The sequence below is a fragment of the Streptomyces sp. CRN 30 genome (genome assembly GCF_034105845.1).
Window position 1 is genome coordinate 1 of sequence record NZ_JAVRHI010000475.1, and the last position, 11,458, is coordinate 11,458.

At 72.9% G+C, this 11,458-nt stretch carries 12 protein-coding genes; 4 read left to right on the top strand and 8 right to left on the bottom strand.

Annotated elements, in window-relative coordinates:
• Window positions 1-897 (bottom strand): glutamate--cysteine ligase (locus UW392_RS53670; RefSeq protein ID WP_320782758.1); only part of this gene is annotated, 897 nt, incomplete at its 3' end.
• 155 nt (window positions 898-1,052) lie between these two features.
• On the opposite strand from UW392_RS53670, the gene UW392_RS53675 reads away from it, so the two are divergent.
• A complete protein-coding gene (locus UW392_RS53675; protein WP_320782759.1) occupies window positions 1,053-1,586 on the top strand; it encodes a hypothetical protein in 534 nt (177 codons plus the stop codon).
• Between the two features lie 25 nt (window positions 1,587-1,611).
• Here the strand turns inward: UW392_RS53675 and UW392_RS53680 are convergent, their stop codons facing one another.
• The 7 genes from UW392_RS53680 to UW392_RS53710 all read right to left on the bottom strand — a co-directional run bounded on the left by UW392_RS53680 (window position 1,612) and on the right by UW392_RS53710 (window position 8,284).
• A complete protein-coding gene (locus UW392_RS53680; RefSeq protein ID WP_320782760.1) occupies window positions 1,612-2,388 on the bottom strand; it encodes a phosphodiesterase in 777 nt (258 codons plus the stop codon).
• A gap of 52 nt (window positions 2,389-2,440) precedes the next feature.
• Window positions 2,441-3,007, bottom strand: coding sequence for a cysteine dioxygenase (locus UW392_RS53685; protein ID WP_320782761.1), 567 nt, complete (start codon window positions 3,005-3,007; stop codon window positions 2,441-2,443).
• A gap of 71 nt (window positions 3,008-3,078) precedes the next feature.
• A complete protein-coding gene (locus UW392_RS53690) occupies window positions 3,079-3,537 on the bottom strand; it encodes an Rrf2 family transcriptional regulator (RefSeq protein WP_320782762.1) in 459 nt (152 codons plus the stop codon).
• 49 nt (window positions 3,538-3,586) lie between these two features.
• The gene (locus tag UW392_RS53695) at window positions 3,587-5,101 is read right to left on the bottom strand and encodes an alpha-N-arabinofuranosidase (RefSeq protein ID WP_320782763.1); all 1,515 of its coding nucleotides are present in this window, start codon (window positions 5,099-5,101) and stop codon (window positions 3,587-3,589) included.
• Between the two features lie 38 nt (window positions 5,102-5,139).
• The gene (locus UW392_RS53700) at window positions 5,140-6,000 is read right to left on the bottom strand and encodes a carbohydrate ABC transporter permease (protein ID WP_320782764.1); all 861 of its coding nucleotides are present in this window, start codon (window positions 5,998-6,000) and stop codon (window positions 5,140-5,142) included.
• The gene (locus UW392_RS53705; protein WP_320782765.1) at window positions 5,997-6,938 is read right to left on the bottom strand and encodes a sugar ABC transporter permease; all 942 of its coding nucleotides are present in this window, start codon (window positions 6,936-6,938) and stop codon (window positions 5,997-5,999) included. The genes UW392_RS53700 and UW392_RS53705 overlap by 4 nt, the downstream gene beginning before the upstream one ends.
• On the bottom strand, window positions 6,935-8,284 hold the full coding sequence (locus tag UW392_RS53710) for an extracellular solute-binding protein (protein ID WP_320782766.1): 1,350 nt from the start codon (window positions 8,282-8,284) through the stop codon (window positions 6,935-6,937). Before UW392_RS53710 ends, UW392_RS53705 begins: the two co-directional genes overlap by 4 nt.
• 291 nt (window positions 8,285-8,575) lie before the next feature.
• Between UW392_RS53710 and UW392_RS53715 the strand changes: the two genes are divergently transcribed.
• The 3 genes from UW392_RS53715 to UW392_RS53725 form a co-directional block, all read left to right on the top strand.
• Complete coding sequence (locus UW392_RS53715) at window positions 8,576-9,817, top strand: MAB_1171c family putative transporter (protein WP_320782767.1); 1,242 nt, start codon at window positions 8,576-8,578, stop codon at window positions 9,815-9,817.
• An 82-nt stretch (window positions 9,818-9,899) separates the two neighbouring features.
• Entirely contained in the window at window positions 9,900-10,424 is a 525-nt protein-coding gene (locus UW392_RS53720) for a toxin (RefSeq protein WP_320782768.1), read from the top strand.
• Window positions 10,421-11,458, top strand: a 1,038-nt coding sequence (locus UW392_RS53725; RefSeq protein WP_320782769.1) for an MAB_1171c family putative transporter, incomplete at its 3' end; no start/stop codon positions are given. The genes UW392_RS53720 and UW392_RS53725, both read left to right, overlap by 4 nt.

Consider the following 11,458-nt stretch of genomic DNA (forward strand, 5'->3'; position numbering starts at 1 on the left):
CCGGCGGCGCGCGCCGCCGGGGTCGACCAGCGTGCCGCCCAGTCCGTACCGGGCGGCCTGCCACATCGCCGCCTGCGCCAGCTCGGCCGGGCAGTCGGGGGCCGGCCTGCCGGCGGCGGCCTCCCGCACGGCGGTGTCGACGAGGGCGCGGACGATGCCCGCGAACATCACCGCCTCGTCCGCGCCCAGCTGGACGTCCAGGCAGCGCACCTCCACCGTGGGGTAGTGCTCGGACAGCCGGGCCTGCCAGTACAGCTGACCGGTGTCCGCGATGACCCCGGCGGACACCAGCCGCCGGGCGCGCGCGTGGTAGTCGGCCTCGTCCGCGAAGCACGGGGGGACGCCGCTGACCGGCCAGCGGCCGAAGACGATGGTGCGCCAGCTCGCGAAGCCCGTGTCGTGGCCGTCCCACAGCGGGGAGTTGGCGGACATGGCCGTCAGGACCGGCAGCCAGACGCGGAGCCTGTTCAGCACCTCCACCCCGCTCCGCCGCCCGGCCACGCCCACGTGCACGTGCATGCCGTTGATCAGCTGCTCGGCGACCAGTTGCGGCGCCTGCCGCTGCATGGCCCGGTACCTGGCCTGCCGGGTGACGGCCAGGGGCGGGCCCTGCCGCAGGGGAAAGGTGGCGCAGGCGGCGAGCCGGCAGCCGTGTGCCTCGGCCGCCCCGGACACCGCGTGCCGCAGCCGGAGCAGATGGCCGCCGACCTCCTCCAGCGTCCCGCACACCGGTGTGGCCACCTCGATCTGGCCCTGGAGGAGTTCGGACTGGATCTCCCGGTCGGCCACGAAGGGCTCCAGGCCGGCGGCGGCCCGCACCTTCTCCGCCTGCTCGGCCGGCCGGCCCGTGGCCGGGTCGATCAGCAGGTACTCCTCCTCGACACCGATCGTCGTCACCGGGACACCTCTTCGTCGGTCTCCGCACGCCGGAAGGGCACCAGTCCAAGTGCCGCAAATCCGGACAGACGAAACCTGTTCGGCGCACGGTCCGCGGCGGCGGGCGCGTCCGCGGGCGGGTGAGGGAACCCGCCGCCACGGGTACCCGACACGGCATGATCAAGCGTGCACTGTGGCAAGGGCTCGTCGCCGGGGCCGTCGGCGGCGTCGTGATGACCCTGGGCGAGAAGGCCGAGCAGGCGCTCACCGGCCGACCGGACTCGCACGTACCCGCACGGGTCCTGCTGCGTCTGACGGGCCGCCCCGAACGTCCCGGTACGCAGCCGCTCCCCGTCAACTGGGCCATGCACTTCGGCCAGGCCGCCCTCCTGGGGGTGGTGCGCTCCCTCATGGCCCAGTCGGGACTGCGCGGGCCTGCCGCCTCCGCCAAGTTCGCCGTCGTCCGCGTCACCAACGACCAGATCCTGGAGAACTCGACCGGCGTCGGCGCCCCGCCCGCCACCTGGCCCCGCAAGGAGCTGGTGGTGGACCTGCTGCACAAGACCGTCTACGCCTTCGCCACCGGTGCCGTGGCCGACGCCCTCGCCGCCCGTGACGGCGCCGGCCCCGGGCAGCGCCACGCCGCCCTCCGCCCCGGCCGCCACTCCGGCGTCGGGCCCCTGCCGCGCGGGGCCGCCCACGGCCGGTGAGAGCCTGTGGGCGGCCGTTCCTCACTCACTTCCCCCGGCGGCCGTCCCGGGAGCCCCGGTAGGCGGCGCGGCGGGTCGCGGCGAGGGTGCCGCCCGGGGTGAAGCCGGGGGCGTCGTGTGCGTAGGGGTCGAATCCCGGGCTGTCCCCCTCGCCGTCGGGCAGCGCGGCCCGCACCGTCAGCGCGGCGAACGGGCGCCAGGACACTCCCCCGGGCCCCGGCCGGCCGGAACGCGCGGCGCACAGGTCGTAGACGAGCGGCCCGGCGGCCAGGGCCTCGCCCAGACGCGCCGGATCGGCGGGCACCGGCGCCTGCGCGCGACGGCGCGGAAGGGCGGCCAGCACGCGCCGCCGGCCGCCGATCCGGTAGGAGAGCAGGCTGGAACAGGGGCTGCTGAGCGCGTCGAACCGCGGCAGCGGCAGGTGCCGGGTGATCCGGCCCGCGCCACTGCTGGTGAGGAGCAGGTCGAGGGGGTGGCCGTCCCGGTCCACGCGCACGGCCAGCCCGAGCGCGTCGGGCAGCCCGCGCGGCAGGCCGGCCGCCCGCGAGAGACGGACCGTGGCGGTGTACCGGCGGGGTTCGTCCAGCCACGCCACGCCCCAGGGACCGCGCCCGTCGTCCACGACCTCGAAGTCGGCCGTGCACAGGAGCCCCCGCGGGTGCAGCGCGGGGGCGCCGCGCAGCCGGGCCAGCGTACGGAAGCCGGTCTCGACCGCGGCCAGCGGCCACCGTGTCCAGGGCGCGGGGCCTCGCCACCCTCCCGCGGCACGGCCTTCGGCGGGCGGCGCCGCGATGTCCGTCACGGTCGCCGCCCTTCTTCGCCCTCTGCCCCTGTCCGGCCGGCATTCAGCTCACTCAAAGAACGGCCTCCCTGTCGTGTTCCGGTGTGTGCCGTGCCGTGCTCGGGGTGCCCTGACGGCCCTTGGGCGCGAGGTGCTCCTCGGAGCCCGTGGGCACCCGGTGCAGCAGTCCGTCGTCCTGCTCCCCGTACTGGCCGGTGCGCTCCAGCGGTGGCGAGTAGGCGTGGACGGTGACCGTCGGGCCGGCGCCTGGCTCCCGGCGCATGCGGTGGATGAAGGTCTCGTCGAAGCAGAAACCCTCCCCGGCCGGTACCCGGCCGCCCACCGGCCGGTGCCCGAGGCGCAGGTGCTCGTGCCGGATGGCGCCGCGTGCCACGTGCACCGCGCCGGCCGAGTGGTCGTGGTCGTGGTAGCCCGTGTCGTGGTCGTCACTCGTCCACTCCAGGACCCACACGCCCAGGTGGTCGTCGAGGAAGACCTCCGCGTAACCGCGGTCGCCGGTGCTGTGCGGCAGCAGGCCCGTCCACAGTTCCTCGTCCGCGGCGACGGCTCTGGCCACCTCCCGGAGTTCCGCCCCGTCCAGCACCCGGCCGGGCGGGGGGAACGGCAGTCTTCCCCTCATCTCTCTCACCTCCTGGCGCGGCGACCGGGTACCCCGGCGTTCCCGGCCGCACACCGGAGGCGGGCCGTGACCTAGGGGTTCTGCCAGGAGGCGGGTTCCGCCGCCAGTTCCCGTACGGGCTCGGGGAGGGCGTCCGCCGCGATGTCCGCGAGCGTGACGCCCTCCAGGACCCGCCGTACGCCCGCGCGCACCGCGACCCACAGCGGCAGCAGCGGCGCCGCCGGGCCGGTGTACGTGAGCCGGTTCGGCCGCTCGCCGCGGACCGACACAATGGGGCCGTCCACGGCGCGGACGACGTCGGCGACGGTGATGGCGTCGGCGGGACGGGCCAGCCGGTAGCCGCCGCTGCCGCCGCGCCTGCTCTCCACCAGCCCGCCGCGCCGCAGGTCGCCGAGGATGCCCTCCAGGAACTTGTGCGGGATGTCCTGGGCGAGCGCGACGGTCTCCGCCTTCACCGGTCCGCCGTGCTGCCGTACCGCCAGTTCCAGCATCGCCCGTACCGCGTAGTCCGCCCGTGCCGAGACTCTCATGGGGTCATTGTGGGCCGTGGCGGACGACGGCGGTGCCGTGGGTCCGCCGCTAACGGGCCAGGCGGATCACGTTCCACGAGAGCGGCTCCAGGACGGCCTGCAGGACGCCGTCCCGCAGGGTGGCGCCCTCGACGGGGTGCGGGGTGACGCGCTCCGGGTCGTCGAGGGTGTTGCGGGCGTCGGGGTCGGTGTCCGCGAGCGCGCTGTGCTCCACCACCTCGGTGAGGTCCAGCCCGTTCATGGCGACGTCGAGCGGCAGGGCCTCGGTGCGGCTGCGGTTGACCGCGAAGACGGTCACCGAGCCGTCCTCGGCGCGGACGGCCGTGGCGTGCAGCAGGTCCGCCTCGCCGTACCGCGCCGTCGCGTACGTCGGTGAGTCGACCCGTACGTCCAGGACCTCACCGCGCCCGTACCGCGAGGCCTGCGCGAAGGGGAAGAAGGTGGTCTGCCGCCAGGCCGGGCCGCCCGGCTCGGTCATGATCGGGGCGATCACGTTGACGAGCTGCGCGAGGCAGGCGACGGTGACCCGGTCGGCGTGGCGCAGCAGCGCGATCAGGAGGGAGCCGAAGACGACCGCGTCGGTGACGCTGTAGCTGTCCTCGAGCAGGCGCGGGGCCTGAGGCCAGTCGAGCGGGTTCTCCTCGGCCTCCTTCTGGTGCTCCAGCAGGTACCAGACGTTCCACTCGTCGAAGGAGAGGTTGATCTTCTTCTTGGACTTGAGCCGAGCGCCCACGTGGTCGCAGGTGGCGACGACGTTCTCGATGAAGGACTCCATGTCGACGGCGGAGGCGAGGAAGGAGTCCACGTCGCCGTCGACGGGCTGGTAGTAGGCGTGCAGCGAGATGTGGTCGACCAGGTCGTACGTCTCCGCCAGCACCGTCGCCTCCCACGCGGCGAAGGTCTCCATGGACTGGCTGGAGGAGCCGCAGGCGACCAGTTCGAGGCCCGGGTCGATCTGGCGCATGGCGCGGGCGGTCTCGGCGGCGAGGCGGCCGTACTCCTCGGCGGTCTTGTGGCCGGTCTGCCAGGGGCCGTCCATCTCGTTGCCGAGGCACCACAGCCGGATGCCGAACGGGTCCTTGTCGCCGTGCTCGATCCGCAGGTCCGACAGGGTGGTGCCGGAGGGGTGGTTGGCGTACTCCTGGAGCTGCAGGGCCTCCGCCACGCCGCGCGTGCCGAGGTTGAGCGCCATCATGGGCTCCGCCTGCGGGCCGATCTTCTTCAGGAAGGCGATGTACTCGGAGAGGCCGAAGCGGTTGGTCTCGGTGGAGCGCCAGGCGAGGTCGAGGCGGCGGGGGCGGTCCTCGGCGGGGCCGACCGAGTCCTCCCACTTGTAGCCGGAGACGAAGTTGCCGCCGGGGTAGCGGACGGCCGTCACGCCGAGTTCACGGACCAGTTCCAGGACGTCGGTGCGGATGCCGTCGGCGTCGGCCGAGGGGTGGCCGGGCTCGAATATGCCGGTGTAGACGCAGCGGCCGAGGTGTTCCACGAAGGAGCCGAAGAGGCGGGGGTCGACCTCGCCGACGGTGAAGGCGGGGTCCAGGGTGAAGCGGGCGGTGCGCATGGTGTCCTTTCGAGAGTGCGGTTCCGTCTGCGGGTGGGTCACTGGCCGGCCAGGCCCGTGTGGGCGACACCCGCCACGATCTGGCGCTGGAAGAAGACGAAGACGACGATCAGCGGCAGGCCCGCCATGAGGCCGCCGGCCATCAGCTGGGCCCACTGGATGCCGTAGGAGTTCATGACGGTCGCGATGCCGTTCGGCATGGTCATCAGGTCGGGGTTGTTGGTCACCATGTACGGCCACAGGAAGTTGTTCCAGGAGCTGATGAAGGTGAAGATGCCGACCGCGGCGAGCGAGGGGCGCGACAGCGGCAGGACGACCGTGAGGAAGACGCGCCAGCGGCCGGCGCCGTCGATGAAGGCGGCCTCCTCCAGTTCGCGCGGGACGCCCTGGAAGAACTTGTAGAGGATGAAGACCATCGCGGCGGGCGCGCACTGCGGCAGGATCATGCCCCAGTAGGTGTCGACCATCCCCATCTGCTGGACGGTGGTGAAGAGGGGGACGCCGAGGACGGCCGGGGAGATCATGAGGCCCGCCATCACCACGCCCAGCAGGAGGTTCTTGCCGCGGAACTCGGTGCGGGCGAAGCCGTATCCGGCGAGCGCGCTGACCGACACCACCACGGCAGTGACGCAGACGGAGACCACCAGGGAGTTCACGAACCAGTCGGTGATGTTGCCGGTCTCGAAGATGGCGGACCAGGCCTGGCCGGTCCAGTCCTCGGGCAGCCAGTGCGGCGGCACCTCCACCGCCTCGGTCTCCGACTTGAGGGAGGTGAACAGCGCCCAGGCCAGCGGCGAGAGGATGACCGCGGAGACGGCCGCGCCAAGCAGGGTGAGCACGATCTGGCTCGGCGTCCAGGGCCTGCGCGGCCCCTTGCGTACCGGCACGGCGGTGGTCATCGGCCGTCCTCCTCACGGTTGCGCAGCAGCCACATCCGTGCGAGGGCGACGGCCGCGATGAGCACGAAGAAGATGATGGAGATCGCGGAGGCGTAGCCCACGCGGTAGCTGGTGAAGCCCTCTTCCAGGGTGAACTGGACGAAGGTGCGGGTCGATTCCTCGGGTCCGGGCGTGAAGTCGAACATCACCACGGCCTGGTCGAAGACCTGGAGCGAGGCGAGGATCTGCAGGGCGACCACGAGGCCGGTGATGTTGCGCAGCAGCGGCAGCGTGATGCGGACCATGCGGTGCCAGGCGTTCGCGCCGTCCAACTCGGCCGCCTCGTACAGGTGGGCGGGGATGCCCTGGAGCGCGGCGAGGTAGAGCAGGAAGCTGAAGCCGACCGTCCACCACAGGGTGCAGACGACGACGGCGAGCAGGGCGTACGACGTGTCGCTCAGCCAGGGCGTGTCGATGCCGAAGACGTGGTTGATCATGCCGGTGCCGGGGTTGAACAGCCACTGCCAGAGGTTGCCCGCGACGGTGGACGGCAGCAGGAAGGGCATGAAGAAGCAGAGCCGCCACAGCCACTTCCCGCGCTCGATGTGGTGAGCGAGCATCGCGAGGAGGAAGGCGAGGACGGTGATGCAGGGTACGACCAGGAGCGTGAAGTACGCGCTGTGGCCGAGCGCGTCCCACATCAGGGGGTCCTTCAGGGCCTCGCGGTAGTTGTCGAGGCCGACGAAGCGCGCGCCCTCGCCGGAGATGTTGGCGTCCGTGAGGCTCAGGTACACGCCGCGCAGCAGCGGCCAGATCACGAACAGGGCGAACAGCGTCAGGAAGGGGGCGACGAACCAGCCGCCGTGCTGGAGGCCCTGCCTGCGGCGGACGGGGGTGCTCGGCGCGGCGGTTCTCGCGCGGGGCGCGGCGAGGGCCGTCTCCGGGCTGGTGGTGGTCATGCGGCCGCACCTCCCTGCGCGGCGGTCTTGCCGTCCATGGGGTTCTTCATGGCGAGGAGCGTGGTGAGGGTGGACCGCATCCGGCGGGCGGCTCCGTCCGGCCGGACGGAGCCCATCGTGGAGGCGCTGACGACCGGGCCGAGACGCTGGGCGAGGATGCCGGTGGAGCCGGCGAACCACACCTTCGGCTCCGTGGCCTGGTGGTCCATGGCCACGACGTACTCGTTCTGCGGCGCCAGCCTCCGGTACTCGGGCGAGGACAGGGTCGGTATGTGGGCGGGGATGTGCCCGCCGCCGGCCCACTGCCGGGCGTGCTGGACGACGTAGGCGGCGAGGCGGTGCGCGGCCTCGTTGGCGGCGCCGCCGCGGCCGGCCTGGTGCGGCAGCACGAAGGAGTGCGACTCGGCGTGGGTGGCCCTCTTGCCGAAGACGGGCGGCAGCGGGGTCGCGCCGTAGTCGAGCCTCGCGGTGTCGAAGACCGGTACCGACCAGTTGCCCTCCATGGTGAAGGGCGAGCCGTTGACGAACTGTTCGGCGTCGGCGGCACCCGCGACGGAGTAGCCGTCGGTGACGTGCCGCCGCAGGAACGCGAGGACCTCGGTGGCCTTGTCGGTGTCGAAGGTGACCCCGGTGTTCCCGGCGTCGAAGTAGGTGCCCGAGAGCTGTTCGTAGAAGGCGACGAAGAACCACCACATGATGTTCTGGTCGTTGGTGTGCAGGCCCAGGGTCTGCAGCCCGCCCTTGGTGGCCTGCTTGGCCTCCTTGAGCACGTCGAACCACTCGTCGGTCGACGTCACGGGCGTCAGCCGCCCGTCGGCGTCGAGCAGGCCCGTGTCCGCCAGCACGTCCCTGCGGTAGAAGCAGAGCTGGACGTGGATGTCGAGCGGGAGCGCGTACAGCTTGCCGTCGATGACGGCCCGCCTCCACAGTTCGGGGTTGAAGTCCTGCTCCCGTACGCCGTACTTGCCCAGCAGCTCGACGTCCCAGGGGTCCAGGAGGCGGCCGGGCGAGAAGCCCGTGACGCGGCCGAGGTGCATGACGCCGAGGTCGGGGGCGCGGTTGCCGGCCGCCGCCATGGCGAGCTTGGTGTAGAAGGGGCTGCCCCACTGGAGGGTGGAGTCCTTCACCGCGATGTCGGGGTTGTCCTTCCGGAAGGCGTCCAGCATCGCGATCATGTTGTAGCCGTCGCCGCCGCTGAAGAGGTTCCAGTAGCGGACCCGGGTGTCCGCGCCGGAGGCGAGCGCGTCGGCGCCCTCGCCGAGCGCCGCGAAGCCGAAGCTGCCCGCGACCGTCAGGCCGCCCGCCGCGGCCAGAAGTTGCCTGCGATTCAGGCCAGGTCGTCCCATGCCCTGCCCTTACGTTCGAAGTGGTGTTCCCTGCTTCTCGCGCGGTCGTCCGGAATCCCCCTGGAGCATGTTCGAGATTTCGGATAGCGCCCGTAAGTTCGAACGGACCGTAAAGTGGGCCGATCCCAGCGTCAATGGTTCGGACAGAACTTTCGGGAGGCTGTGGTCTCTCGCGGTCGTCCGCGGTCGTTCGCGGTTGAACGACGGTCACCGGATCGCATGACGGCGGCACCCCGGACGCGTAGTCTCGAACAGGCGTTGTGCGGCGGTCATGCGGACGGGAGGGGCGCGATGGACATCGTCGGCGCCGGCGAGTTCTCCACGTCCTTCGTCAGCGAGTTCTACCCGTCCTTCTGGTGGATCCCGGCCACGGTCCTGGCCGCCGCCCTGGCGATCAAACTGCCCACGATCATCCGGCTCTGGCGGGACCCGCTGCTGCGCGCGGTCGGCGGTCTGCTGCTGCTCGCCTGCTCCGTGTTCGTGTTCGTCGCGCCCTCGACCATCGCCCGGGTCAACCGGCTGACCGGCGTCCCGAACATCTCGGCGCCCTGGGTGTACTCCCTGCTCACCGCCTTCTGCGGGGCCTGCCTGCTGCTGATCATCGCCTGGCGCAACGGCCTGTCCGACCGCTCGGCCGCCACCCGCCGCGCCACCCGCCGGGTGGTCTCCGTCTACGGCGGGGTGATCGTCGCGCTGTGGGTGCTGTTCGCCCTCGCCGACGCGCCCGTGGAGCGGCTGCGCGACCTCGACACGTACTACGCGACCACGCCGTACATGCGCGAGATGATCCTGCTCTACCTGCTCGCGCACACCACGGCCGTGCTGATCACCTTCGCGCTGATCTGGCACTGGGTCCGCACCGACGGGCTGGACGCCTGGCTGCGCTGGGGGCTGAAGTTCCTGGGCGCCGGCTACGCGCTCAACCTGCTCTTCGACGCCGCCAAGCTCACCGCGGTGGTGGCCCGCTGGACCGGCAACGACCTGGACCGGCTCAACGCGGACGTGGCACCGCCCATCGCCTGCCTGTCCGCCGTCCTGATCGCGATGGGCTTCATCCTGCCGCACGCCGGCCAGTACCTGCACGGCCGCTGGCGGGTCCGCCTCGCCCACCACGAACTGCGGCCGCTGTACCGGCTGCTGCGCACCGTCGACGGCACCCGCGGCGGCGTCCCGTTCGGCCTGCGCGCCGGTCCCGAACTGCGGCTGACCCGCCGGGAGACGTTCATCCGGGACGTGCTGCTGACGCTGGGCCGGCGCGTCGACGACGACCTGCGGCGGCGGTGCCGGGACAGCGCCCTCGCCCTCGGGTTCGCACCGGAGCGCGCCAAGGCGCTGGCGGCCGCGGCGGCGATCCTGGACGCCGTGGAGACCGCGCCCCGGACGCGGGAGGACGACGACACCGGCGGCCCGGACACCACGGAGCTGCTCTGTGAGATCGGGGCCGTCTCCCGGGCACTGCGCCGCCCCGACGAGGTCCGGGCGGTGCGCCTCGGCGCGGGCGCGCCCGGGAACAGCGTGGCGGTCGGCGAGTGACCGCCCACGCGGCCGGGGCGACGGCCGCCCCGACACGAGGTCCGGGCGGCCGCACGGCGCCCTGGCGGGCAGGGAGAGCGCAGTGCGGACGAACAGGGAGATGCGTCGCCTCGCCGACGCCCTCATCGACCCCATCCGGGTCCCGATCCCCGCGGACCCCGAGGTCCTGTTCGAGGCACTCGTCGCCTCCGTCAGTGCGTGGCGGGGCCGCGAGGTCGTCGTCCACCGCAGGGTGTTCCCCCCGCACACCGCCAGCGGGCTGTGGCTGGAGCGCGAGACGCACGACGACGTCGTGGTCGACGAGCGCGCCGCCGCCTGGCACCAGATCGTGATCTTCTGCCACGAGGTGTGGCACATGCACCGCCGGCAGACGGACGGGCGGGCGGTCGGCGAGAGCGCGGGCGACCTGCGGCCCGTCGCCGCGCGGACCGACTTCAGCCTCGCCGAGGAACAGGAGGCCGACCGCTTCGGGATGCTGGTGGGCCGCCGGCTGCGCACCTGGCTGGAGGCCTCGGAGGACTCCGTGTTCGCCGCCCGGTCCACCGGGGCCCAGGGCCTGGCCGGGCGCATCGGGGCCGCGCTCAACCACCGCGGGACACGCGGATGAACGGCCTGATCAACTACGTCAGCTGCGGCGTGCTCTGGCTCGGCCTGCTGGTCCGGGCACCCGACCTGCTGCGCCACCGGCACGACCCGTACCTGCGGACCATCTGCGCGGTGCTGGGGCTGGCCGGCCTCTGCTTCCTCCTCGGGGCGCCGCCCACGGTGGGGGCGATCAACCGTCTCGGCGGCGTCCCCAACCTCGCCGCGCCGCTGACCTACGCGGCGATCACCGCGTACGGCGCCGCCTCCCAGGTGCTGATCGTGCACTGGCGGGGCGGGCCGCGCGTGCGCCGCACCGCCCGCCGCTGGGTCGCCGCCTACGCCCTCGTCGTCGCCGGCATCGCGGTCATGTTCGCCCTGGGCGACGCCCCCGTGGAACGCCGCACCGACCTGGACACCTACTACGCCACCACGCCGTTCCTCGCCCAGATGATCGTGCTCTACCTGGTGGCGCACCTCACGGCGGCGACCGTCACCACGGTGTCCGCGCTGCGCTGGGCCCGCCAGGTGCGCGGCCGGCTGCGCGTGGGCCTGACGGTCCTGGGCATCGGCTCCCTGTGCGGCGCCGGCTACAGCGTGGCCAAGCTGGTCGCCGTGGCCGCCCACTGGTGCGGGCGGGACTGGTCGGCGCTCGGCACGGCCGTCTCCCCGGTGGCGGCCGCGCTGGGCGCCCTGATCACGGTCACCGGCGTGCTGATCCCGCTGCTGGGTCCCCGGCTGGCCCAGTGGTGCCGTTCCTGGCGGACGTACGTGCGCCTGGCTCCGCTGGAGCGCGAACTGGACGACGTCCTCACCCGCCACGCCCTGCGGCTGCCCCGGCCCCGGCTCTCCTCCCCCGCCACCCGGCTGATGTGGCGGCAGACCAGCATCCACAACGCGCTGGGCCGCCTCGACGACCGCTTCGACCCGGCGCTGTACGACCGGACCCGCCGCGCGGCGCTGCGCGCGACGGGCGATCCGGAACGGGCCGAGGCCACCGCGTGGGCCGCGGTCATCGCCGCGGCGGCCGTGACCGCCCGGCGGGAGGCGGAGCGCGCC

Excerpts from the sequence above, each read along its gene's own strand:
- UW392_RS53715 (WP_320782767.1), top strand. The coding sequence starts at position 8,576 with ATGGACATCGTCGGCGCCGGCGAGTTCTCCACGTCCTTCGTCAGCGAG.
- UW392_RS53685 (WP_320782761.1), bottom strand. The coding sequence starts at position 3,007 with ATGAGGGGAAGACTGCCGTTCCCCCCGCCCGGCCGGGTGCTGGACGGG.
- UW392_RS53700 (WP_320782764.1), bottom strand. The coding sequence starts at position 6,000 with ATGACCACCGCCGTGCCGGTACGCAAGGGGCCGCGCAGGCCCTGGACG.
- UW392_RS53695 (WP_320782763.1), bottom strand. The coding sequence starts at position 5,101 with ATGCGCACCGCCCGCTTCACCCTGGACCCCGCCTTCACCGTCGGCGAG.
- UW392_RS53675 (WP_320782759.1), top strand. The coding sequence starts at position 1,053 with ATGATCAAGCGTGCACTGTGGCAAGGGCTCGTCGCCGGGGCCGTCGGC.
- UW392_RS53710 (WP_320782766.1), bottom strand. The coding sequence starts at position 8,284 with ATGGGACGACCTGGCCTGAATCGCAGGCAACTTCTGGCCGCGGCGGGC.
- UW392_RS53690 (WP_320782762.1), bottom strand. The coding sequence starts at position 3,537 with ATGAGAGTCTCGGCACGGGCGGACTACGCGGTACGGGCGATGCTGGAA.
- UW392_RS53705 (WP_320782765.1), bottom strand. The coding sequence starts at position 6,938 with ATGACCACCACCAGCCCGGAGACGGCCCTCGCCGCGCCCCGCGCGAGA.